Source organism: Mesobacillus zeae, assembly GCF_003570705.1.
GTDB lineage: Bacteria > Bacillota > Bacilli > Bacillales > Cytobacillaceae > Mesobacillus_C > Mesobacillus_C zeae.
The window spans coordinates 90,462-115,356 of sequence record NZ_QWVT01000007.1 but is presented as its reverse complement, the minus strand read 5'-3'; the positions used below and the strand labels follow the sequence as shown (position 1 = coordinate 115,356).

The window sequence follows — 24,895 nt, the reverse complement described above, 5'->3', positions numbered from 1 at the left end:
CTGCTTCCTCTCCGAGAGCGGCTCCTGCGCGACCCTCTGCTTCCTCTCCGAGAGCGGCTCCTGCGCGACCTTATGCTTCCTCTCCGAGAGCAGGTCCTGCGCGACCTTCTGCTTGATTTTCGAGAGTGGCTGCTACGCGAGCTTTCGATTGAGCAACGGTCTTGATTTTTAGAGGAGCTGCGCCTTCTTCTCTGTCTAGCAGGGCCTCTGCCGCATGGGTCCGCAAACATGTATCCCCCTAATCCTTGATGATTAGCAGATTCTGCAGCCTTCTGAATATCCCTATCTGAAAAAAGTCCCATCATTATTCCTCCTATTCGTTTTTGTAAAGAAAAGGGGAAATGTGATTGGAATTCATATCTTAACAGAAATTCCGTCATTTTCCTCTTTCCTACTTCTAAGATACGTTTTTAACGGAAAAATGTATTAGACAAGTGCGTAATTTTGCAAAAATAGACAAATGCCTTATGTGCTTTCCGCCTTTTTTCATAGATATACAGTAAATAAGGAAGGGGGGTAAGTATGAGTACGCAAACTTTGCCTGTTTACAGGCTCTATATACACCCAAAGGACATTATCGAACTTAGAAGAGACATTTGGAATGATGCCCCTGTCACTGGCAAGCTAACGGTTGGGAAGAAGAAAATGGACATTGATCTTGTTTTTCGCGGCTCGCATATCCGGGAGTTTGAGAAGAAAAGCTACCATATTGCTTTCTACAATCCTCCGATTTATAGGCAGGCAAAAGAAATTCACCTCAACGCAGAATACAAAGATCCCTCCATAATCCGAAATAAACTATCGCTAGATTTTTTTTCGGATATTGGCTGTCTGTCTCCAAGCTCGAGGTATGTATTCCTTAACGTGAATGGAAAGGATGAGGGGGTGTATCTGGAATTAGAGTCGGTTGATGAACATTTTTTAAAGAATAGAAACCTGCCCGAAGGTCCCATTTATTACGCGGTCAATGGAGATGCCAATTTTTCATTGATGAGCGACATTGACCAAAAAGTGAAGGCAGCACTCGATTACGGATATGAAAGAAAGTTTGGGAAACCAGCTGATGATTTATTCCTTGAGGAGCTAATAATCAGTATTAATACTATTCCGAGAGCCTCATTTGAAAAAGAAATCGGAAAGTTGCTTAATGTCGAACAATATTTAATCTGGCTAGCTGGTGTTGTGCTGACACAGAACTATGACGGGTTTGTGCACAATTATGCGCTCTATCGGAACAGCGAAACCAAACTGTTTGAAATTTTGCCGTGGGATTATGATGCCACATGGGGGAGAGATTTGCATGGAAGATGGATGGAGCATGATTACGTTCCGGTGGAGGGTTTTAATTCCCTGACGGCTAGGCTGCTGGACGTGCCAGCCTTCAGGAAAAGATATAAAGGTCTCCTCCAGGAATTCCTGCAGAAACAATTCACGGTGGAGTACCTTGCACCGAAAATCGAAACTCTGGTTTCCTCCATACGGCCTTATCTATTGAAGGATCCTTACAAAAAAGAGCGCACCGAAGTATTCGACCGTGAACCGGAATTCATCTACAGCTTTATCAGGGAACGGAGCCGCTTCATTCACGATCAGATGTCCCAACTTGATTAAGAATTTCATATGCCAGTGTTTATTTTTTGCGGTAATTAGGTTTGTTACTCATGCCATAACAAAATGAGTCACGTATATATAAGGTATAAACATCCAATATGGACATATAACAAGGAGGATATCAATGAGAAACAAGAATATTGGCAGTCATAAACCTACAGCGTCTAACCATTCTTTTCCTGGGTCTCTGAGAGGCAAGACCGTAACAGTCTATCGAGGTGGACCCGAATCTAAAACAGGGAGATTGCTGGAGGTGGGTTCCGATTATGTAACGCTGTCCGTCCAGGACAGCAGCGATGTCATTTATTATCAGGCTTCACATGTAAAGAGCATTAGTGAGGATTCGAAAAATAATTCCATTCAGCTTGTCCAGGGTACGGAGGAAGAAGTAGATTATTACGAGGCAGACTGTTTCGCCTCACTTATCAATCAGCTCATTCAAAATTCCATTAAAATCAACCAAGGAGGACCTGAGTCGAAAGCTGGCACTTTGCTTGGCGCAAACAAAGATTTTCTAGCCCTATTTACGGAGGATGACGGCACTGTTTATTTTAACCTGCACCATGTAAAGAGTATTTCACTCAACAGCGATGAGCAGGAAGACGAGGAGGAGGGCAGCGGGCAGGAAAACGTCCAGTATCCTGCCATGATCAACGCGATGGACTTCCATGATGTTTTCAAATATTTGGAACATAACTGGGTATCGATTAACCGAGGTGGACCTGAGGCAATGGAAGGTGTACTGGTTGAAAACACAAGTGGTAATTATACTCTGGTATGCAATCAGGAAGTCTTGCGTGTGCATCCATTCCATATCAAGAGCATCAGCTGCGGGCCGAAGGGTAGTCTAAAGAAGCAGAACGAGAATGAAAATGAAATGAATGCAGGACAAGGGCAGAGCAATGGCGATGAATCCGAAAGTTCTGATCAGTACAATTCTAGTCATTATGAAGAGGAATCGTCCTCTTGTGAATCCTCATCTCACGATTATCACTCTTCACGCTACAGAGAGTTTCCTGATGAAAGACGAAGCCATTGCAGTTATACCCGTGAGAAGGTTACCAAGACAATTGATTATGTTTGGAAATGCTCTAGATGATTTTGAAAAATAAATGGTGCATTAGTGAATAGGACTGATGCACCTTTTTTCTAAACAGAGCGGAAGGGAGGGAACACGGTGACTAGCATTAAAAGTCTGCTAGGACTGGACGTGAAAGTTGAAATTTCAGGGAGTACCGTGGTCAGCGGGATCCTCATTGATGTGGGTCTTGATATACTTGTACTTTTCAACGGCAAAAAATATTTGTATATTCCGATGATTCACCTTCACAATATCAAGGAAAGGGAATTGGCTGGTTTCGAGGAAAAAACCGAGCAGCCTAAAGTCCCGATGCCATTAAAGAGCGAGGCAGAGAATATTTCCTATCGAAAAATCCTCACAAATGCCAAAGGACAATTCCTGGAAGTTTTCGTGACGGGAAATAGGTCCATCCACGGCTATATTACAAGTGTACTGAATGATTATATCGTTTTTTACTCGCCGGTATTTAAAACACTGTTCATTTCGATGCAGCATCTGAAATGGCTAACACCATATATGAGCAGCCTGGCTCCCTACAAACTGAGCAGCAGCGAACTTCCAATCGTACCCGCTTCTCTTGCATTGGCAAGGTCGTTTGAGGAGCAACTGAAAAAATATGAAGGCAAGCTTCTTGTTTTTGACCTTGGCGACCATCCAGATAAAGCAGGACTTGTAAAAGGAATTAACCATAATATTGTAGAATTGATCAATGCAGAAGGCCGGAATATTTTTTGGAAAATGCATCATTTAAAAACGGTCCATATTCCATAGATGAAGAAAAGAAAAATAGCTGGTTTAGTGCCTGGAGTCGGCATTCTAATACAAATGCTGTTCTTCAGGCTTTTTCGTGAGCCCTTCTACAAGAAATGGTCTCCTGTTCATTTACATAACAATGGCCCCCATTAATGAAAGAAAAGGGGACCATTTTTTTGTGAACTTTTTATTCCTCCCCTCAATTCAAACGGCGAATGGGTTGAGAAATGTCTGCCTAGAATACGTGTCTTTGATGCACTGTGAATTCTAAGTTTCTGGCTGTTCCCTTATAAAAGCCTGCTGCGAATTTTATAGATAAATGAAGCGAATCCATGCATATAGAACACTCAGGGTGAAGAGGACGGAAATGGGAATGGCAATGATGGTAACCTTTACATAATCACTCCAAGAAACTTTTACCTTGTGCTTTCGAAGGATATTCATCCAGATTAGTGTGGCGAGTGTACCGGTCGGCAGCAAAAGCGATCCAATATCACTGCCGATAATATTTGCCAGGTAAATGGTCTTTAAGGTAAGCGGGTCGAGGCCCATTTCAGCAATGGTAAGTGTACCGACCATCAGGGCAGGATGATTGTTGAACAAATTGGACAGCAAGGATAGGAGTGTTCCCATGATCAGTGTGGCATGGAAAAGATTTTCTGATACTATCGGTTCAAGGTATTCAATTAGCAGGCTGGTAAGACCGATATTATGCAGTCCATAAATAATGACATACATACTAAATGCAAAAAGGAAAATCTGCCAAGGCGTTTTTTTCACCATATCACTTGGGGGGATTTTGAGATAATGCCATCTCCATAGTAACAAGGCGATGGAGCCAAAAATGGCAACCGCTGAAACGGATACGCCTACATATGATGCAGCAAACAAGGAGACGCGGACAAGGAATACATACAGAAGTACATACTTCATGACTTTTGACCTCTTTTTAGAATCAGGCGGGTCAGCAGGTGATTGAAGCGGGTGTAGCCTATAGATGACATGCATTTGAGCATTTTTCCAATACGAAGGAAGCTTTACTGGGATTTGTTTGTAAAAAAGGGCAAACAGGATACTGGACAAAAATAGGAGCCCAATCGTTGCAGGTACAAACATCATCATAGTGTGTAAGTACAGGTCCATGTCAATCATTTGTAGTGATATTAGATTGACAATATTGCTGACGCCAATGGGAGCACTTGAAGCGGTTGCTATAATGGCACCGCTTATTAAATAAGGGAGCATCTGATGATTTTTCAAATCCAGGTATTTGAGAAGTAGCAGCAGGATCGGGGTTGTAATTAGGATGCTGCCATCATTGTTGAGGAAAAGTGTCATCAGGAAGCAGAGCAGGTTCGTCAGCCAGTAAAGTCTAATACCGGAACCATTTGAAGCTTTCAGCATTGTTTGGGACACCCAATGAAAAAAGCCGATGCTTTCAAGTGTGATGGCCATTACCATCGTGGCAACAATGGTAATGGTTGCACCCGTCACCTTCGAACTGATTTCTCCTATGTCTCCAAGCGTCACACTGCCGGCGATCAATACGATGACGGCCCCAATCGTGGCAGGGATGGCCTCATTAATGCCCATTGGCCTCCAAAAGATCAAGACCATGGTGAAAATAAAGGCGAACAGTGTCAAGAAGATGGTCAATTGTGTCATTTTTCAGCACCTCCCTTCCGGTGGTAGAGGGAAATAGTAATATAACTCACTCCTTTTTACATCATGAGAGTATAGATGTACTGTATCTATACGCGACCATAGGGGAGTCTGTACTAAACGTTTAAACCAAATCTGAAAAAATACGCGGCTGTCTTCCCTTGATATTTACCTATGAATCGCAAGCTAAGATAAAAGCAACTAGAAAACCTGCCAGTCCTTTGATAAGATAAGAACAAAGGTTCTGGCTTTTTCCTTCATTTGTAAGATTTTTGCAGAGCGCCAGTTTGGTATAATAGTAGCATTAATTAAAATCACTGAATCGTTATCCGCCGGAAGAGATTGCCGGCAGAACATTTCAGCAGGGGTGAAATACATGAAATTTATCCATACGGGTGACTGGCACCTGGGGAAGCTTGTACATGGCTTGTACATGACTGGGGACCAGCGGCATATTCTAGATCAATTTATCGGCCTTGTCGCAGAGGAACAACCTGACGCCGTCGTTATCGCAGGTGATTTGTATGATCGTTCCGTCCCGCCTGTTGAAGCAGTGGAACTGCTTGATGAAATCCTGTTCAGGATCAATGTGGAACTTAATACGCCGATCGTGGCCATTGCCGGGAACCACGACAGCGCCGAAAGGCTTTCGTTTGGAAGCTCGTGGTACCGCCATAACCATTTTTACCTGACAGGGAAGCTGACAGACCGCCCTCAGCCGATACATATTAATGGTGTCAATTTCCACCTTGTACCTTACGCTGAGCCGGGAACCGTCCGTTACTTGTATGATGATGCTTCCGTCCATACTCACCAGGATGCGATGAAAAGAGTCATCGGGAAAATTGAGGAGAGTTTGAACCCAAATGAACCCAATGTTCTGGTCGGGCATGCGTTCGTACAGGGCGGGGAGACATGTGATTCAGAGCGGCTGCTCTCCGTTGGAGGATCCGGAAGTGTCTCGGCAGATCTATTTGATGCATTTTCTTATACGGCACTTGGCCATTTGCATAGTCCAGATGCCATTCGGCATGAAAAAGTAAAATATTCCGGCTCACTCATGAAGTATTCTTTTTCCGAGGCAAAGCAGCGAAAAGCGGTATCGATCATTGAGATGTCCGATAACGGCACTTTCAAGGCGCGAAGCCATACGCTTGATCCAAGGCAGGATATGAGAGAGATTGCGGGCCATCTCGAAGAACTGCTTGATCCTTCTTTCTATGAAAAAGAAAAAACGGATGACTATCTTAAAATCACGCTATTGGACGATGGTGCACTGATTGACCCGATAGGAAAGCTTCGCCAGGTGTATCCGAACGTTTTGCATCTAGAAAGGAAGATTGAGGCAGCCGATAAAAAAGAAAAGCATAACATGATTTTTGCCCGGGAAGAAAAGAAATCTGAGCTTGAGCTCTTTGAACAATTTTACCAGGAGATGACGACAGCTGAATTCACCAGGGAAAAGCGAGAGGCCATTGCCAGTGTCATCGACGATGTCTTGAAGGAGGAGGGTGGGAAATGAAGCCGCTGAAACTCACCATTCAGGCTTTCGGCCCTTATGCCGGAACGGAAACAATTGATTTCACAGTGCTTGGGAATAGGACGATGTTCGTCATTTCGGGAAAGACTGGTTCAGGGAAGACAACGATTTTCGATGGAATCAGCTATGCAATTTATGGGAAAGCCAGCGGCGAGGATCGGAACGGTACAGACCTCCGAAGCCAGTTTGCAAGGGATCATCTGCCTACCGAAATTACCCTTGAGTTTTTGCTTCGGCAGAAAACTTACCGGATTTCACGCTCGCCCCAGCAGGAAAAAAGAAAAGAGCGGGGTGACGGCTTTACAACCGTCGGTGCTAAGGCGGAGCTTTACATGATCGATGATGACGGGAAAGCCCGCCTGCTTGCCGCTAATGTGCGTGATGTGGATGAAAAGGTCCGGGAAATTATGATTATCGACAGCAGCCAGTTCAGGCAAATCCTCATGATTCCGCAGGGAGAGTTCCGCAAACTCCTGACATCCGACAGCAAAGACAAGGAAGTCATCCTGCAGCGGCTGTTCCATACAGGCCTGTATAAAAAAATCGAGGAAAAGCTGAAAGCGGAGGCTGCAGAACTGAAGCAGCATGTGGAGAAGCAGGCGGAAGAACGAAATGCCGCTCTGTTAAAAGCCCACCCGTTTAAAAGCGAAGAGCTGAGAGCTTATCTTGATGCAGGCAGCACGAATGAAAGCCTGCTCATTCCTCTTCTGAAAGATGAGCTAATCCTTATGGGGGAAGAGCTTGAAAGACTAGCATTGGAGCGGGTTGAAAAGCAGGAGGAGCGTAACCGCCTGCAGCAAAAGCTGTTTGAGGCAGAGTCCATCTTAAAGCAGCTGGTTACACTGGAAGAATTGAGAGGAAAAATGGAAGAACTGCAGAGCAGAAAAGCAGAATTCGAATCCGTGGAAAAAGAAGCGGAGCTTGCGAAAAAAGCGGAATTGCTGGCAAGCCAAGAGGAACTATGCCATAGGCTGAAAAAAGACTGCGATGCGCTCGGGGGAGAGCTTGAAAGAATGGCAGCGGCCATCCGCTACAGTGAAGAGACTGTACAGAGCCATCAACAGGAATTCGAGAAGCTTGAGGCGCTTGAACATGAAAGAAAGGCAGCGGCCGACAGGATCAGCAGGCTCGACCATATCCGGGAAGATGTCAAGGCGTTTGACGCAACAATGAAACTAACCGGGAACCTGAAACAATCACTGACACTTTCGAAAAACAAGAAGCAAGTACTTGAGGGAGAGACTCTTGAATTGTCCTCTCGGCTGAAATCATTGAAAAAAGAGCGGGAAGCTGCTGAGAAGGCTCAAATGGACGCGGTCGAAAATCAACGGAACCTGGACAAGCTGGACTCGCAACTTTTAAAGCATAGGAAGCTGGAGTCCCACTTGAAACGCGAGCTAAAAGCTGTTGCTGATTTTGGTGGGAAACAAGCGGCTTATGAACATGCCTGCCGCCGACTTTCGGATGGGAAGGCGACGGTGGGGAAACTGGAGCAGCAATGGCTTGATACTCAGGCAGCAGCTCTTGCTTCCTCCTTAAAGACTGGATGTGCTTGTCCGGTTTGCGGCTCGGAAAGCCATCCAACCCCAGCTGCTGCTCCGCATGGCTTTATTCCGTCACAGGACGATCTAAAATCCGCACGTGAACAGGCTGGCATGCTAGAACAGCTTAAGTCAAAGGAAGAAAAGAATTTTATAGAAGCAGAATCCGCATTGAATAGCCTCAGGGAAACTGGCAGTGAAATGCTCAAGGAAATTTTGGCTGATGCTCCGGGTTTTGATAAAGATTGCCTCCGAGAAGAAACGGATCAGCTTGAGGCAAAAAAAGCAGACTCGGAAAATCAGCATGAATTGCTTTTACATGCTGCCAGGAAAATTCCACAGTTAAAAGAGAAAGAACATAAGGCTGAAGAACAGCGTGACTTGAAGGAAAAGAGCTTGAGAGAAATCGATGAAGAAATCGGAAGGCTGTTGGTTGAATATACAGGGAGAAAGACCACACTTGAACGTATGATGGTATCGGTACCTGAGAATCTTCGTTCACTGTCCGCTTTTAACGTTCAATATCAGCAGGCTGTTGACACACATAAAAGTATGATCAGCCAGCTGGAGATGGCCCAGCGGAAGTTTCAGGAAGCAAAGGAAAAACTCAGTGTTGAAAATGCAAGGGCTGATGAATTGGACAAGCTTCTCAAAGAATCCACTGAAAAGCTAGGAAAAGAACGTGAGCACTTCCGGTCGAACATGGTCAGCCAGGGATTCGAAAATTACCAAGAATACAATATTTCGAAACGGGAGCAAAGTGAAGTGCAACGTCTGGAGTCGGCTGTCCGCCAGTACCGGGAAGACTGGCGGTCTGTATCCGACCAGTATGATAATTTGTCAGAGATTTTAAAGGATGTCTCGAAACCCGATCTGAATTTGCTGAAGAGTAAACTGGAAGAAATAGATCAAGAGATGAAAATATCCGAAGAAACGTATCAAGCTCTGTTGTACTGTAAACGGGAAAATGACCAGTTGATTGCAGCCGTTGATAGAATCAACGAGCAAATCAGGTTCCTGGAAGAACGATATAAACTGGTTGGGCATCTTTCAGATATTTCAAGAGGACAGAACACTTACAGAATTACGTTTGAACGATATGTTCTTGCGTCCTTTCTCGATGATATACTTGCTGAAGCAAATATCAGGCTTGGTAAAATGACCGGCGGACGCTACCGGCTCCTCCGGAAAACAGACCGTTCCAAAGGGAATGTGCAAAGCGGGCTGGAGCTCCTTGTGTTTGACCAGTATACCGGGCAGGAACGTCATGTGAAGACACTCTCGGGAGGAGAGAGCTTTAAAGCTGCCCTGTCGCTTGCACTTGGTCTTGCAGACGTAGTTCAAAACTATGCGGGTGGTGTATCGCTTGAAACAATGTTTATTGATGAAGGCTTTGGGACGCTTGATCCGGAATCGCTGGACCAGGCTATCGAGGCTTTGATCGATATTCAAAGCAGCGGTCGCCTTGTCGGTATCATATCGCATGTACCAGAACTGAAAGAGAGAATTGACGCGAGGCTAGAAGTCATGTCCACACAGTCGGGGAGCCGCACGGAATTTGTTTTGATGAACGGTTAGAGAGTTGTATATTAAAGATTGCAGGGAGAGTATGAATGGATTTTCAGGTTCAATTTCTATCATTTTATGTAGTTACAGTCGATGGCAAAGGAGAGCAGGCAGACAAGCGCTGTCGTCATTTCCAGACATTGACGGAAGAAGAATACGAAGATAGTTCTCTTAAGGATTTTCTTGATGGGGAATTCACGAAAATTATGAAGCGGAAGGCAGACCGCCATCCAAAGACGGAGGAAGTACCGACAAAGATAGGATATTTCATTGTAGAAGAAGGGTATGATCTCACGTCAAACCCCAATTATAATTTGTTTAGCCGGGCGCGCCAGGCTGACACAAAGGAAGCGTTTATGGAAGAAAGCGAGAAGTTTGCCCTAGCGTATGTAGAGGCAAGCGCGGTCAGGGGCGGCGTTTTTATCGTGGCCAGGGCCAAGCTCAGGAAGTACTTTGACGATTCCTTCATCTTTGTCTTAAAATGCGACTTCGAACCGAAAGTGGCTGCAATTTCAGATGAAGCAACGTTAATCCGGAATGTGGAAATGGCCATTACGACAAAAGGTATGAAGTCGATTGTCTACCCATTTATGCCCGAGGAAGGCATGATCGAAGAGAATGAATTGAAGATTAACCAAGCTTCGCACGCCCGCTATTTCGAAGATTTTTTGAAATTTGTCGAGTATGGCCAGTCGATGCCCGAAATTGTTAAAACCCAGGTAATTGAAATGGTGCGCGGGCATATTGAAGATATGTATGAGCCTGAGAGTGAAGAACGAGAAGAACTTGAAAACTCGATGGAAATTTGGGCTGCGAGCGAAAAGCGGGAATTGCAGGAGCGTTTTGCCCCCGAACAGGTAATCGAGGCGGCAGCGCAGCTCGTAGAGCATACACCGGAACTTGAGCTGAAGATGAAGCTGGACCATGTCGCTGTCAAAGGGCTGCTGTCTGATTTTGGGGAGACTGTCCACCTGGCGAAAGTAGGAGGGAAATATGTTCTCATGATTGAAGCGGACTCTGTTGTGTTTGAAAAAGGTTTCTCACCGATTGAGTTTGTTAGGCCTGAGGAAATGGAAGCCGTGATTGAGAAGATCAGGAAAAAGCACTAAACTGGTCTGATTTTCCATAGCTTTGTTCAATACAAAATTAGCCCCCAATTATAATAAGAAAGGCCGAGACAGATATTTTCCTGTCTCGGCCTTTCTGTCTGTTTACGCCTGAATTTCGGAAACTGTTACAAAGTGGTAGCCCTCTGATTTAAGGTATTGCAAAACTTTATCTAATGCTTCAACGGTTGTCGCATGAATGTCATGCATCAATATAATCGAATTATCTCCCACATTTGACTTTACAATGGAGAGAACTTCATTCGGGTTTTTTGATTTCCAATCCAAGGTGTCGACTGACCATAACACAGGTGTCCCACCTGCAGAGTTTTTCACTTGGTCATTGAAAGCTCCGTATGGAGGCCGGTAGGCCGAAGAAGGAATGCCTGTAGCTTTTTTGATTGCATAATCCGTTTTTTTGATTTCATCCTGGACTTCGAAAGCCGGAAGTGTTGTCAAATCCTTGTGATCCCATGTATGGTTTCCAAGCTCATGTCCTTGCTCAGCAACTTGTTTGGCGACGTCCGGATAAAAGTCGACCCTGCTTCCCAGCATGAAAAAGGTTGCTTTCGCATCATATTTTTTGAGCAGGTTCAAAATGGCTGGAGTATTTTGAGGATGCGGGCCGTCATCAAACGTTAAGGCAACTTGCTTGCCGCTTTGAGGCGCAGGTGCTGTGGGCTCTTGCTGGGCACTTAACTTATTGTTCTCATTCTTCTTGTTTTGTGCCTCGGGATTAGATTGATCTTCCTTTATATTATCTTGAAGCTTCAGCCTTTTTTTCCATTGGGGAGCTAACAAATCCTGAACTTTAGATAAAGGAATCGAAATTTCAGGCATACCAGCCGCACCAGCCGTAACTTCGTATTTCCCAAACTTATAGTTCATCGATTTATCAGTCAAATACATATTTTCCAGGTTGGAATTATCTTTTATTCGCTCTTTTAACTGGTCCTCGAAATAATAATCCCTGTAATCTTTAGATGATTTGAATTGCTGATTGAGGAGAAGATAGAGTTTTTCACCAGCCTTTCTATCATCAGTAAAAATTTCGTGCTGTTTAATAAATTTTCCTTCTTTTGTATCAACTAAAAATATTTTTGTTTTGGCGCGGCCGTTTGCGCCGTTAACATAGCTTTCCTCGGAAAAGACAATCGAATAGACATCGTCTGCAGCTTCATATATATCGAACGAGACAAGCAGCGTGGCAGGATTTTCTTTCAGGTGTTTTTTGCTTTCTATGCTCACTTCTTCACGAAAATTATTATGAATTTTGGAGATGCTTTTTTCTATTTTTTTGTTCAGTGCTTCTTCTTGAAATATTGGATAGTGAATTGCGCTGTGGAATGTTTCTTCATCGCTGATTGCTGACTTAATATCGACTCCCTCGTATTTTGAATGCTCGATAGTAGTATTGTTGCTTTTCTTAACTTGCGCCGTTTGCTGGGCCTGATTTGACTTCAAGAGGAAGAAGAATCCTCCAATTAGAAAAACGAGAGTCAAAGCTAGGTAGGTAAACTTAGTGGGTTTCATTCTATCATCCTTAATATATACTTTTCTATCCGTCCGAATGGATACAAATTCAATTGTAAATCGATTGGGAAATAGACTGCAAGGGTTAAATTGGTTTTAGTGTATTATCAATTTATTCCAAACAATGAATCTATATTTGGAAAAGGGAAATGATTCGTTAAGGGAAAAATTATTATTTGGAATATGGAAATAAGGCACTGTATTATTATCGGATCATTTTCCTGCCTTGTTAGATATATGCTAAAAAAGCCTGCATTTTTTTTTACATTATAATGGTTTCTTGAACTCAAGCGGCTTTCACGATAAAGTAGGAGAGAAGATACATAAAAGTAGGTGGCAGCATGGTAAAACGATTTTTTACTATTGGAATGGCCGGCCATATTGACCACGGAAAAACCTCGCTTACAAAAGCGCTAACAAACGTGGACACAGACCGGCTGAAAGAAGAGAAAGAACGCCAGATTTCGATTGAATTGGGTTTTGCACCATTATATGAAGATGAAGAAGTCCAAATTTCGGTAATTGATGTTCCTGGGCACGAACGTTTTATCCGCCAGATGATTGCCGGTGTGGGCGGGATTGACCTTGTCGTTCTTGTTGTGGCGGCAGATGAAGGTGTGATGCCACAAACTAGGGAACATCTTGATATTCTCGGCTTCCTTGGAATCCAATCGGGAATCGTGGCAATTACAAAAATTGACCGGGTAGAAGACGAGTTTATCGATCTGGTCAAAGATGATATTCTAGGTGAATTGGAAGGAACCGTATTCGCAGACGCGCCATTTATGCTTGTCGATTCACTCGCAAAAAAGGGAACGGAAGAGCTGAAGAAGCTCATTATTGATACGCTGAAAAGCCAGGAAATGCGCGATGTCCGGGGGGCATTCCGTCTTCCGGTCGACCAGGTGTTCACGGTCAAAGGTCAGGGAACCGTTGTTAGGGGCACAGTCTATGAAGGCACGGTTGAAGAAGGACAGTCACTGATGGTCATGCCAAAAGGGCTGGAGGTAAAAGCAAGACAGCTGCAGGTTCACCATAAACAGGCAAAAACTGCTTTTGCCGGACAGCGGGCGGCCATCAACCTTTCGGGAATTTCGAGAGAAGACCTTGAACGCGGCGATGTGCTTGTCTCATCGGAGCAGTTTATTGTAACGAGGACAATCGATGTAGCCATCCGGGTCGTTGAAGATCTTGAGCATCTCGTCAAGCAGCGTACACCTGTTAAATGCCATATTGGTACGGCTGAGGTGATGGGGAGAATTGTCTTTTTTGACCGGAATGAGCTCAAGGAAGAATCCGATGAAATTCTCTGCCAGCTAAGGCTGGAAGAAGAGGCTGTCACAAAGCGCGGGGACCGCTTCATTATCCGCAGGCCAAGTCCGCAGGAAACAATTGGCGGGGGCTGGGTTATTGATCCCAGGGGAAACAAATACCGATTTGGCGAGCAGACGATACAAGAATTGGAAAAGAAAAAGGCTGGAACACCTGTTGAAAGGATTACAGCTGCCCTATATGAAGCAAAAAGTCTTTCGACTGAAGAACTGATCAAGAGAACGGCACTTCCTGAAGAAACGCTTCGGCAGCATTTGATGAGGGAAGAGTTTGTTCCAATCAATGGAAAAGAATTCACTGTACGTGGGCTGGCAGATGCAATAGAGGATGATATCACGGATCGTCTTGAGGATTTCCATCGAGAAACCCCAATGAGACAGGGCCTGAACAAAGCAGAACTACTGCAGACGATGCAAAAGGCCTTCCCTAAGACACTATTGGATTATGTGGTCGAAAACGGTTTGCAAAGAGGAATCTTTGCTCGAAAGGATCAGTTCATAAGGCTCGGGAAATTCATCCCGCATGTACCGAAAAACTGGGAAAAGCGCACGGCTGGCATGCTGGAAGCTTTGAAGCGCGATGGATTGCAGGTTCGCTATTTTGCGGACTATTTACAAGATGCTGGGATACCGGGTAACCTAGCAGAAGAATTGAAAAAGTTCCTTGAAGATGAGCGGAGTATTGTGCCGCTCGACCAGCAGTACTACTGGCACTCAGAGCTATTTGAACGTGCTGTTGACACAATGAGACGGGGAACCGGTACTGATTTTGAAGTAGGGGACGCCAAAGCAGCAGTGGGCCTATCCCGTAAATACCTGATTCCTTTCCTAGAACGACTTGATGCCATGGGACTTACAAGAAGAGTTGAAAACAAACGGGTTTGGCGAAGCTGAAAATATAAATAGAAAAAGTAGAGAGCCCCTGCAGCACAGGGGCTCTTTGAATTGAAGAGATAGTGACCTTTTTAAGTAGATGAATAAAAAAGTTGATCGTCATCCTTTAGCTAGCTTAGCTGAGAAAGACGATATATTTTTGTTTAAGGTTTTTTTAAAAAAACTGTTCGTTTTTTGGGGGAAACGTGATGGCCTTTCAAGGCATATTGAGGAGGAAATATGCTTTTACCCCCTTTATTAGCAAGTGGTCTCCCTGAGTACTATATGTAACCGGCTCCACAGAGGCGTATTGAGAGGATTTTGCTTTGGTAAGAATGCTATCTACGGTAATGGCTAATCTATTTGCAATTGCTTCAATGAATTTCCAATTAACTGCAGATTGGTTCGTATTCCGGTTAAAAAATCGACTCAATCCTCAACCCTGTCTATATCTATACGAATTACATTTGCATCTTCGTAATTGATTTTTCTCGGCAGCCTAAAAGCTAGAGGCTGAATGCTGAAGAGGCATTTGCGGGGGTTCTGGTTATTGGAGAATTACAGGGATTGTAATTGCAGGTCAAGGTAGTGCGGAAGACTCGTTTTTCAGTATCAGTATTTTTCGCATTTCTATTTTTGCTTAATTTTCACTGAAAGCTCAGAATGAATCCAGAAAAAACGCAGCACCGGGCCTAGCTCTTCAAAAAAACCGGCGCCCTCGCTGGGAGAGCACCGGAATTTATTAGAGGTTAATGCTGAGTTTCTTTATAGGAAGCACAGATTTCACTTGTTTGGTCGCAGACCTTAATTTCAACGTCTGTGTCTTGGAAAAACCAGGTGTCATTTGATTCGAAGTAGAAGGTAATGCCATCAATCTCCTGCTGCTCGGCAGCATTTGCCGGCTGCTCGAGTGAAAATGCAAGGCTGTAACCTTTGTTCTTCTCTCCAAATCCAGCGTATTGAGGGTATAGTCGGATGAAAAACGGCTTTTGTGTACTGAACTCACTTTCAAACCATTTTAATGCATGATTTTCGATTGTAATCATGGATACGGCACCATCCTTAAAAGAGTATGTTCAACAGGCAATTGCCATTTGAAGCCTGGTTCAACCGTGAACTTTTCCTTTTTTTCTCATTGCTTCGGGAATGTATACGCAGAATGGTTCGCTTTCCATGTAGTCACCGGTCATTGCGTATGTTCTGGAACGGGAGCCTCCGCATACATGCCTGAATTCGCAGACACCGCACTTTCCTTTGTAGTTATCAGGGCGGCGAAGGTCCTTGAACACTTTTGCTTCACGATAAATCTCTGCCAGCGGTTTTTCCCGTACGTTCCCGCCAACAATAGGGAGGAGCCCGCTTGGCATGACGTCTCCGATATGGGAAACAAAAGCAAAACCATTTCCGTCATTCACACCTTTAGGAGCGCGCTTTAGACCGTCAATAACAGAGGCCATATCTTTTGTAAGTGTATCAGCATAGTTGATCTCCGTTTTGTCCACAAGATGTTCCCGTGCTTTTTGCTGGAAAACGACCCGGCGGTAATGCTGGGCTGCAGTTGTCTTAATGTCAAAAGGAGCTGTTTTGCTCAAATCATAAAGCCACCTGAATACTTTTTCATGCTCTGCGGGAGTGAGGCAGTCTTCGATTTGACCGCGTCCTGTCGGTACAAGAAGGAAAATGTACCACATGACCGCTTTCATATCTGTTACAAGCTGCACCATTTCCTCAAGATGGTCATAATTGTATCTGGATATGACTGTGTTGATTTGCAGAGGCATATTAAGTTCATTCAAGTACTGGATTTTTTCAAGCGTTAAATCGAAAGCCCCAGGAGTACCGCGAAAATGGTCATGGATTTCCGGCGTTGGGCCATCTATGCTGAATCCCCAGCGCGACAGTCCAACTTCCTTTGCCCTTGCCATTTTCTCTTTTGTCACCGTTGGCGTTGCGCTTGGCGTCATGGAGACGCGCATGCCTTTTTTTACAGCATAGTCGGCGAGGTCAAACAGATCTTCCCGCATCATGCAGTCTCCGCCTGTAAAAACAAGCATAGGGTTGTCCATCTCGTAGATTTGGTCGATCAGGTTCAGCCCTTCCTCATGCGAAAGCTCGCGGGGATCGGGTTCTGTTTGGGCATCTGCGCGGCAGTGCACGCATTTTAGCTGGCAAGCTCTTGTAACTTCCCAGATAATAATATATGGATTTACATCGAAATCGACAGCACCAGGGTGCATGCCTTTTCCATGTGGGTGTTTCCCAATAATAGGCGTTCTTTGTCCATGCATGATCATCACCATACTTTACTTTTATTGCATGCAAATGAGTAAAAGCTTCATTGCATTTATAAGTTCATTATAAATTCGATATCAGTATAAAAATGTAGGGATTGTTACAATTATTCTACAATCACAAAATGTAAGCATGGAACAAAAGGGCTTTTTCTCCAATGCTGGTTTTGACTCTAAATGTATTTGCATACATTTTCCGGGTCTGTACACACTATTATATAGAAGGAAATGCATCAAAACTTGAATGTCTGGGGTGTATTCATTGCCGGAATATCTCGATTTAATCGTTAGATCGTTTATTTTTTTATTCATGCTCTTCATCATGACAAAGCTAGTCGGGAAAAAACAGCTTGCTGAACTATCCTTTTTTGAATATGTATCTGGCATTACAATTGGAAGCATTGCCGGGGAAGTGATCATGGGGCTGGAAAATAATATCTTACATGGAATCACGGCAATTGTTATTTTCGGGACGACGACTTATCTTGTTGATGTTTTATCCATTAAAAGTAAAACATTCCGGGACATTATCGATGGTAAAGCTACCGTCTTGATTAAGGATGGAAAAGTACTTGAGGAAAACATGAAAAAGGAGAAATACTCAATTGATGAGTTATCTTCCTTGCTTCGAGAAAAGAATGTTTTTACTTTTACTGACGTTGAATTTGCGGTCCTAGAGCCAAAAGGGGAACTGAGCGTCTTGTTGAAAAAGGAGAAGCAGGCACTAACCCCAAAGGATATTGGGCTTGAGACCGCAACGGAAAAAGAGACAATTACCGTCTTGATGGATGGATCTATTTTGGACAAAGCGCTTTTGGAATCGGGAAAAAGCAAGGCATGGTTGCAAGAAGAAATGGCCAAGCGGGGACTTTCCACAAAAGATGTATTTATGGCACAAGTGGATAGCAATGGCTGTTTGCATATTGATCTTTATAACGACCAATTGAAGGACAAATAAAAACAGACGTGAAAATGGAAGAAAAGGTTGCAAATATTAAGGTTACAGAGTCATTAAGTTTATGTTTTGGGAAGATTACACATTTTTAGGAACCAATGTAAAAAGAGCCGCAAACCTAGAAAAATCAAGGGTTTTTGGCTCTTTTTATAAAAAAATTTCAGGTTAATGGGTGGAAACATCTTCATTCTTAACAAGCTTTTATTGAAACCAATCTATTAACCAGAACTTTACTATTAGTCTGTATCATTACAAAGGAGCTACTAACATGAAAACCATCTAATCACAGTTGCCGCGACCGCTGGAATATTATTCACTTCATTCAATGGTTGGGCGATATTTAGAGTAACGTGACTTTTTACCTACAAAAGGAGTATGCACATGATCCAGGAAGAAGAGAAAAAGTTTTTCATCAAGGAACTTGGCCGGCTGATTCATGACTATGAAAAGTGCCGAGAACAAGAATTTAAGCAGCAAATCTATGAGGATATCATGTTGCTGATTAGTGTACTTCATTAACTTTCCCGAGTTTTATAGAATGGCTTGCCAGTGTGGATGCTAATTGTTCGATTAATGGAGGATAAGGGGCTTCCTTTACCCGTCTGGCAAAGAAGAGGCTCTGTTTGCGTTATCTGAACATGGTCCACATCCCAATATCTTTGAAGCCTAGGCGCTTATAGATCCGGCCTGCTTTCGGATTGGAGTAGAAGAGGCAAAGAACTTTATTTTCAGCAAGCATATCACAAATCAACCGTTGCATGACTGCTGTAGCGAACCCCTGACGACGGTATTCCTTCAGGGAACAAACAGCTACAATCATCGCTGCATTTGAACTTTCAGCGGTTGTCGAGGCGGAAGCAATCATTCTTCCTTCCTCTTCCATATAGTAAGTTCGGCCTGTTTTACTTTCGAACGTTTTCAGAAGCAAATCCCGGGCATTAGGCCCCATTTTGAATTCCCCGATGGAGGACCGCAGCCCGATAATTCGGTCAATGTCCTCAATTGTCGCCTTTTTGATAGAATGGTCGCTTGTTCCTATCTCACTGAGAGAAAGAAGCTCCGCAAAATAAGTTTCGTTCTTCTCACCAAGATTTAGTCCTGACATATGTTCAAATTGTTCAGCTATCTCTTTTTTTCCTGATAATATAGGACTGCTGCAACATTTTTTTATGATGTTGCCGAAACCCTCCACATCAAAAGGCCCCTTTGCGTAAGGAATGAACATTTCAAAATATCTTAGCAGGACGGCACGAAGCTTTCCGCTTTCCGAGAAATCCCCCCATAACTCCTGAAAATCAGTATCATATCCAAATGCTTCAATATCTCCAATGATAAAGAGATTCATAGATCGCTCTTCTGCTAGAAATTCTGACAGTTGGGCATTGTCTTCTTCCTTTAACTTTTTTATCATTTTTTAAGCTCCTCCTTGTAACATTTAAATACGACTCTATATTTGTTTCAATATTCCAGTAGTTTGTAAAAGGAGTCAATCTATTTTTCAATTAAACATGGAAAAAGATACCGGATTCAGCAAACTGCCAAGAGAGCAAGGGATTTTCCCAATTAGAATATCCTGTCTGATGATTGCGGATATCAGAAAATTGAAATTATAATGATGAAGCAGCCACAGAAGGCTGTGAATATTTTGGAAGAGGTGAAAGGATGAGGAGAAAAAAGGTTTTCGGTTCTACACTACTTAGTATGCTGTTACTTCTATCAGTTTTTGCTACGGGTGCTTTCGGACAGGAGGCAGGCAAGCAGGAAACATACCGGGTTTTAATAAAAGGAACAAATTCAGCAGAGGCGATGGCAAAACAGAATTATGGCAAGCGCTGGGATTTTGGCGGGGAGGGTTTCACGACCACTGTTAACTCCAGCCAGTATCTGGCTCTCAAAAAAAATAAAAACCTGAAAGTAGAACTAGTACCTGAAGTGACTCTCGATACGACTGTGGAAACAAAACCTGGCGATGCTTCAGCGCTCGCTATCCCTTCAGACCAGACACCATGGGGAATTGCTGCCATCTATAATGATTCAGCCATTCAGTCGACATCCGGCGGCGATGGAGTCAAGGTTGCAGTCCTTGATACCGGGATCAATAGGAATCACCCAGATTTGGCCAGCAATGTAGAACAATGTAAGGATTTTACCCAAACGAGTGCACCGATTATCAATGGTACATGCGTTGACCGCCAAGGACATGGAACACATGTCTCCGGAACAGCAGTAGCGAATGGCGGCAGCACGGGTTCAGGCATTTACGGTGTCGCTCCGCAATCGGAGCTTTGGGGATATAAAGTACTAAATGACAGCGGATCAGGTTATTCTGATGATATTTCTGCAGCAATCCGACATGCAGCAGATGAAAGTGCGCGAACGGGCACGAAAGTTGTCATTAACATGTCTCTTGGATCAAGCTCAAAAAATACCATGATTGCCAGCGCTGTTGACTATGCCTACAGCAAAGGTGTCCTAGTCATTGCGGCAGCTGGAAACAGCGGGCCGAGCAGCAATACGATTGGCTATCCAGGCGCTCTTGTGAACGCAGTCGCGGTAGCATCGCTTGATAATACTTTTGTCAATGGCACACATAAGGTTTCCGATTTTTCATCAAGAGGCAATCCAAACACTGATGGAGATTACATCATTCAAGAGAGAGATGTAGAAGTTGCAGCACCGGGCGGATCTGTTTACTCGACTTCCGTTTCAGGCGGCTATACGACTATGAGCGGAACATCCATGGCTACACCGCATATTGCAGGACTTGCAGCTAAACTGTGGTCTTCAAATAAAGCATTGAGCAATGTCCAGATGCGTGTAGAGCTGCAAAGGCGTGCAAAGCTTTATGACATTAAGGGTGGTACAGGCGCAATGACGGGAGACGATTATGCATCAGGTTTCGGATTCCCTCGCGTAAGATAGTTAAAAGAAAGAACAGCTGGTGGTTTTTCCTCCAGCTGCTTCTCTTTTTTTTAATAAATCATACAAATATAGTGAAAAATGAGAAAAATGAGACTTTATGACTGTTTACCTTCAGTGAAAAAATGTTACATTTAATATAAATGGCAGGTGAACACATGGAATTCGGTCCGTTGATCAAATATTTCAGAACGCAATTGGGCATGACACAAAAGGAACTCGCGGCAGGAATCTGTTCTGTTCCCCATTTGAGCAAAATCGAAGGCAATTCGAAGGAAGCCAATGAAGAAACAGTAAAAATGCTGCTTGAGCGCCTAGGCATCGATCAGGAGGAAATCCAGGGACAGGAAGGCCAAATTAAGGGACTTCTAGCCGAACTGAACGAACTGATTGATTACCAACTGAAAGATGATGCCGAAATTTTGATGAGCAAATTAAAGGAAAAGGAACACGTCATTCCTTTTTCCTCCAGCCTCTATTTATATGAAATGGCCAAGTACCGATACTTAATCTTTATAGGAAAAATTCCTGAGGCGGAAAAGCAGCAGGAAATGCTGAATAAACATAAGAAAAATTTTTCCCAATATGAGAATTGTTTATTCCGCTATCTAAATGCTGTATTGTTATTGAAGAAGGGGAATTACCAAAAAGCGGATGAAATACTTATTAGTCTGCTACCGGAATGGATGGATGGTATTGACCGTGGAGAACTTCTTTATGATATCTCGCTTTCAAAAGCATTCTTGGAGCAGACGGGACATTCAATACATTTTGGAAATCAGGCCCTTCAATCCTTCAAAAACACTCATAACTTTATTAGGATTCTTCACACACTCATGCTTCTAGCTATAAGCTATACCCAGTCTAAAATTTATGAAGAGGCGTTAAGCTGCTTGCAGCATTTGATCAGAAATTTGTCCCTGCTAGAAGACCTCGTTTTTAAGGCGCAGGTATTTCACAATATGGGCTATTTGCAGTCGAAGATGGGTGAGACCGAAAAGGCTCTGTATTATTATAAGAAGAGCCTCTCACTTCAAAAGCCGGACACCTTTAATTATCTTGTAACATTGTTTTCAATTGGAGAAACCCAGTATGAATTAGGTGAGCAGGAAGAGGCAAGAACAATATTTTCCCAAGTGAATGATTTAGCTAAAGAACTTGATAACAAAAGATATCTAATACTTGTGAATTATTATTTGCTTTCAATTAACTCACCTGACAAGTCTGTTGAATATCTTGAGACAAAGGTTCTACCTGCTGTCAACGGCTGCAATGCGCTGACCGTTGACCTTAACAAATTTTATAAGCTGCTTTCCAGCCATTATAAAAGCATTGGGAAGGCTGATAAAGCGGTCTTATATTTAGAAAAAATTATTTAAGGGGAGGAAGAAAAATGACTCAATTTTTTCAAACTGTAGTTTCTCGAAGCGCATCACTTGGACCGATTTGGCCTCCAATCTGAGGAAAAACTGAATTTTTAGAAGAGAAGGCCTTCTTTTTAGGCCTTCTTTTTATTTCCTCGAAATTTCTCTTTAGCTTTTGTCACAAGTTTCCCATTTAGCCCCAGAAAAGTGTGTAATCTTCCGAATCTTATAGTAAATATAACGCTGCCGTTAGAGGCGGGGGGATGTGGAGGTGCAGTATGCTCACATTGCGCACGGAGGATATTGACGATTTGCTGGAGGCAACAGAAAAGCTTGCCCAGGATGGCACTGCCATCATCCTGAAAGAGATTGAAATAGACAAGCTTTTAGAAAATACCCGCCATTGGTAAGTGGGTGCACACGCTCAAAAATTGGAATTAACTATAGAGGTTTAATAATTTAGGTCACGGGGTAAAGTTGCAGGTGTCATCCTTTTAGATACAGCAGTGCACCATTGCTGGGAAGGGAAGGCTGCCATCGAATAAATTCAGGCCGCTTGTTGTCATGTCGTCCGGGTTTAGCATGCATAAAGGGGTTTGCTTATGGCAGAAGTAGAAGAGGTTATGATCTTTATGGAGGAACTGGGGCGCCTTTTTAAGGATTATGAAAAATGCAGTGACAAGAAAATCAAACAGTTGATCATGGAGGATATCATCCTTTTGGAAGAGGCAATCGACCCCAGGAGATATCCGCGCTAATGGCTAACAAGTAATATAGTATGTGAAAAATGTACCTCGCCGCTAGTAAATCTGGCGGTATTTTTTATGGATGAGAAGAGGGGAATGACTGCAAGAAAAAAGCTGCAGGGTCAAACACGATCCGCAGCTTTTTTTACTTCAATATAGACAATATGGTGTCCATCTAGTTCTTTCACTTTGAAAAAGTAGCCTTCCTCCGCTATTTCATCACCAAGCTTAACATCGTAATGGTGAGATAGGAACCAGCCGCCAATTGTATCCACTTCGTCCTCACACAAATGGATACCAAGCAAGTCATTTACATCTTCCATCAACACGCGGCCACTTAAAATATAATGGTTTTCGGCAATCTTACGGATGTCGGAAACTTCATCCGCGTCAAATTCATCGCGAATTTCACCGACAATCTCTTCAAGGATATCCTCTACTGTTACAAGTCCGGCTGTTCCACCATACTCGTCAGTTAAAATAGCCATATGTGTACGCTCTTTTTGCATTTTCAGCAGCAGGTCATGAATCGGGATTGTTTCGATTACCCGGATTACAGGTTTGATGAGCGATTCTAATTCAGCCGTGTTTTTAGGCCTATGGCGCTTAATAGAAGCGACAAGAATATCCTTTATATTCATCATACCCAAAACATTGTCCTTGTCTCCACTGACAACGGGATAACGGGTATATTGTTCCTCCTGGATAGTCGCCAAAATATCTTCAAGCGTATCTTCAACCGAAAGCGTGACAATCTCAGTTCTTGGAACCATGATTTCTTTGGCTATGCGGTTGTCGAATTCAAAAATATTGTTCACATACGTTAACTCAGATTGATTAATTTCACCACTTTCGAAGCTTTCCGATAGGATGATCCTCAGCTCTTCTTCCGAATGGGCGATCTCGTGCTCCGCAGCTGGTTTTAATCCAAACAAACCAGTAACACCACGTGCAGAAACATTCAAAATCCAGATAAATGGATAAGCAATTTTGTAGAACCAGATAATTGGCTTTGCCAGCATTAGGACCATTGTTTCGGTCTTCTGGATCGCGACCGTCTTAGGAGCTAGTTCGCCGACCACAACATGCAAGAATGTGACCACTGCAAAAGCAATGATAAAAGAAATCACGCCCTCAATCGATTCGTTAATGTGGAACTCTTTAAGAATAGGGTGCAGCAGCTTTTCAAAAGTAGGTTCACCGAGCCACCCAAGGCCGAGAGCTGTGATGGTGATGCCGAGCTGGCATGCGGACAAGTACTCATCCAAATGGGTAACGACTGTTTTCGCAGCCATGGCATTTTTATTTCCTTCCTCGATAAGCTGGTCAATCCTTGATGTACGCATTTTTACGATAGAAAATTCAGTTGCAACAAATATAGCCGTTAAGGCAATGAGTGCGAACACGAGAAACAAGTTTAACATTTCCAAATTTATGCCTTACAGGGTAAGGCGCACACCTCCTAAAATGATACGTTTACAAAAGCATTCCCTCAGATTCGGGCGGTTATTTGATTAAAGGCTTAAGAGCTTTAATCAGACTTTGGCCTCGCTCGGAAAGCTGACGTTTAACTGCAATTTTTTCGGCTTCACTGCTGTTTTTTAACAGGGAGAGCTGGTTCAGCAACTCCTGTTCAAGCGACTGCATTTTTGCATTGAGCAGCCTGATATCGACTTTTTCTGCTTCTCCCCCCTGCAGCAGGCTTTTAATTTCCTCTAATGTTAAATGGTCTTTTTTACATTTTGCAATGAATTGCAGCTGTTCGACAGCTGACTCATCATAATATCGATAGTTGGAATCAGATCGCTTGGGTGTCAGGAGGCCGATATGCGTATAATAGTCAATTGTTCTTTTGGTCACGTTGGCTTTCTTAGCCAATTCGCTAATCTTTAATTTCTCTGCCCCATTCGAGTTCACTCCCAAACAATAACGTTATGGTCTCTATTCTAGTATAGTGCATTCCGGCTTCCTCAACAAACCAGCAGTATTTTTGGTTAAGGAAAAAGCTTTTCTATTAGCCTTA

21 protein-coding genes and 1 pseudogene are annotated in these 24,895 nt (G+C 43.4%); 13 read left to right on the top strand and 9 right to left on the bottom strand.

The genetic code is table 11. The annotated features are described in order from the left end of the window. Positions 1-70: 70 nt before the first annotated feature. A complete protein-coding gene (locus D1970_RS22170) occupies positions 71-226 on the bottom strand; it encodes a hypothetical protein (protein WP_181213398.1) in 156 nt (51 codons plus the stop codon). Positions 227-251: 25 nt separating this feature from the next. Further along, positions 252-302 (bottom strand): annotated as a pseudogene (locus D1970_RS23335) (hypothetical protein); the annotation flags it as partial. Positions 303-522: 220 nt separating this feature from the next. Here D1970_RS23335 and D1970_RS02365 point away from each other — a divergent pair. From D1970_RS02365 to D1970_RS02355, 3 genes are all read left to right on the top strand, one after another. Next, the gene (locus D1970_RS02365; RefSeq protein ID WP_119111274.1) at positions 523-1,611 is read left to right on the top strand and encodes a CotH kinase family protein; all 1,089 of its coding nucleotides are present in this window, start codon (positions 523-525) and stop codon (positions 1,609-1,611) included. 124 nt (positions 1,612-1,735) lie between these two features. Next, the gene (locus tag D1970_RS02360) at positions 1,736-2,710 is read left to right on the top strand and encodes a spore coat protein (protein WP_119111273.1); all 975 of its coding nucleotides are present in this window, start codon (positions 1,736-1,738) and stop codon (positions 2,708-2,710) included. Between the two features lie 78 nt (positions 2,711-2,788). Beyond that, on the top strand, positions 2,789-3,463 hold the full coding sequence (locus D1970_RS02355) for a YwrJ family protein (protein WP_119111272.1): 675 nt from the start codon (positions 2,789-2,791) through the stop codon (positions 3,461-3,463). Between the two features lie 291 nt (positions 3,464-3,754). On the opposite strand, the gene D1970_RS02350 is transcribed toward D1970_RS02355, so the two are convergent. Beyond that, positions 3,755-5,110, bottom strand: a complete 1,356-nt coding sequence (locus D1970_RS02350; protein WP_119111271.1) for an ArsB/NhaD family transporter — start codon at positions 5,108-5,110, stop codon at positions 3,755-3,757. A gap of 373 nt (positions 5,111-5,483) precedes the next feature. Here D1970_RS02350 and D1970_RS02345 point away from each other — a divergent pair, with 373 nt between their 5' ends. The 3 genes from D1970_RS02345 to D1970_RS02335 are packed head-to-tail and all read left to right on the top strand — an operon-like array spanning position 5,484 to position 10,863. After that, positions 5,484-6,629: an exonuclease SbcCD subunit D gene (locus D1970_RS02345; RefSeq protein ID WP_119111270.1), complete on the top strand. Its 1,146-nt coding sequence runs from the start codon at positions 5,484-5,486 to the stop codon at positions 6,627-6,629. Next, positions 6,626-9,766: an AAA family ATPase gene (locus tag D1970_RS02340; protein ID WP_119111269.1), complete on the top strand. Its 3,141-nt coding sequence runs from the start codon at positions 6,626-6,628 to the stop codon at positions 9,764-9,766. The genes D1970_RS02345 and D1970_RS02340 overlap by 4 nt, the downstream gene beginning before the upstream one ends. Positions 9,767-9,801: 35 nt before the next feature. Further along, positions 9,802-10,863, top strand: coding sequence for a DUF3900 domain-containing protein (locus tag D1970_RS02335; RefSeq protein WP_119111268.1), 1,062 nt, complete (start codon positions 9,802-9,804; stop codon positions 10,861-10,863). Between the two features lie 102 nt (positions 10,864-10,965). Here D1970_RS02335 and D1970_RS02330 read toward each other — a convergent pair whose 3' ends face one another. Further along, a complete protein-coding gene (locus D1970_RS02330) occupies positions 10,966-12,393 on the bottom strand; it encodes a polysaccharide deacetylase family protein (protein ID WP_119111267.1) in 1,428 nt (475 codons plus the stop codon). A gap of 341 nt (positions 12,394-12,734) precedes the next feature. On the opposite strand from D1970_RS02330, the gene selB reads away from it, so the two are divergent. Then, the gene (gene selB, locus D1970_RS02325) at positions 12,735-14,618 is read left to right on the top strand and encodes a selenocysteine-specific translation elongation factor (protein WP_119111266.1); all 1,884 of its coding nucleotides are present in this window, start codon (positions 12,735-12,737) and stop codon (positions 14,616-14,618) included. Positions 14,619-15,346: 728 nt separating this feature from the next. On the opposite strand, the gene D1970_RS02320 is transcribed toward selB, so the two are convergent. Both D1970_RS02320 and D1970_RS02315 read right to left on the bottom strand, forming a co-directional pair. Then, entirely contained in the window at positions 15,347-15,643 is a 297-nt protein-coding gene (locus D1970_RS02320; RefSeq protein WP_119111265.1) for a HesB/YadR/YfhF family protein, read from the bottom strand. Positions 15,644-15,703: 60 nt separating this feature from the next. Next, on the bottom strand, positions 15,704-16,834 hold the full coding sequence (locus tag D1970_RS02315) for a TIGR04053 family radical SAM/SPASM domain-containing protein (protein ID WP_119111285.1): 1,131 nt from the start codon (positions 16,832-16,834) through the stop codon (positions 15,704-15,706). Between the two features lie 316 nt (positions 16,835-17,150). Between D1970_RS02315 and D1970_RS02310 the strand changes: the two genes are divergently transcribed. Continuing rightward, a complete protein-coding gene (locus D1970_RS02310) occupies positions 17,151-17,846 on the top strand; it encodes a DUF421 domain-containing protein (RefSeq protein WP_119111264.1) in 696 nt (231 codons plus the stop codon). A gap of 378 nt (positions 17,847-18,224) precedes the next feature. Then, positions 18,225-18,362, top strand: coding sequence for a hypothetical protein (locus D1970_RS22165; protein ID WP_181213399.1), 138 nt, complete (start codon positions 18,225-18,227; stop codon positions 18,360-18,362). 109 nt (positions 18,363-18,471) lie between these two features. On the opposite strand, the gene D1970_RS02305 is transcribed toward D1970_RS22165, so the two are convergent. Next, a complete protein-coding gene (locus D1970_RS02305) occupies positions 18,472-19,254 on the bottom strand; it encodes a GNAT family N-acetyltransferase (RefSeq protein WP_119111263.1) in 783 nt (260 codons plus the stop codon). 251 nt (positions 19,255-19,505) lie between these two features. Between D1970_RS02305 and D1970_RS02300 the strand changes: the two genes are divergently transcribed. The 4 genes from D1970_RS02300 (at position 19,506) to D1970_RS22160 (ending at position 22,884) form a co-directional block, all read left to right on the top strand. Further along, positions 19,506-20,765: a S8 family peptidase gene (locus D1970_RS02300; protein ID WP_119111262.1), complete on the top strand. Its 1,260-nt coding sequence runs from the start codon at positions 19,506-19,508 to the stop codon at positions 20,763-20,765. A gap of 155 nt (positions 20,766-20,920) precedes the next feature. Further along, complete coding sequence (locus tag D1970_RS02295; RefSeq protein ID WP_181213400.1) at positions 20,921-22,141, top strand: tetratricopeptide repeat protein; 1,221 nt, start codon at positions 20,921-20,923, stop codon at positions 22,139-22,141. Between the two features lie 263 nt (positions 22,142-22,404). Continuing rightward, entirely contained in the window at positions 22,405-22,536 is a 132-nt protein-coding gene (locus tag D1970_RS22720) for a hypothetical protein (RefSeq protein WP_259339540.1), read from the top strand. A gap of 192 nt (positions 22,537-22,728) precedes the next feature. Then, positions 22,729-22,884 carry a hypothetical protein gene (locus D1970_RS22160; protein WP_181213401.1) on the top strand — a complete coding sequence of 52 codons (156 nt, stop codon included), beginning with the start codon at positions 22,729-22,731 and terminating at the stop codon, positions 22,882-22,884. A 110-nt stretch (positions 22,885-22,994) separates the two neighbouring features. Here the strand turns inward: D1970_RS22160 and D1970_RS02290 are convergent, their stop codons facing one another. Beyond that, entirely contained in the window at positions 22,995-24,302 is a 1,308-nt protein-coding gene (locus tag D1970_RS02290) for a hemolysin family protein (RefSeq protein ID WP_119111260.1), read from the bottom strand. 76 nt (positions 24,303-24,378) lie between these two features. Then, complete coding sequence (locus D1970_RS02285; protein ID WP_259339542.1) at positions 24,379-24,789, bottom strand: MerR family transcriptional regulator; 411 nt, start codon at positions 24,787-24,789, stop codon at positions 24,379-24,381. Positions 24,790-24,895 lie beyond the last annotated feature (106 nt).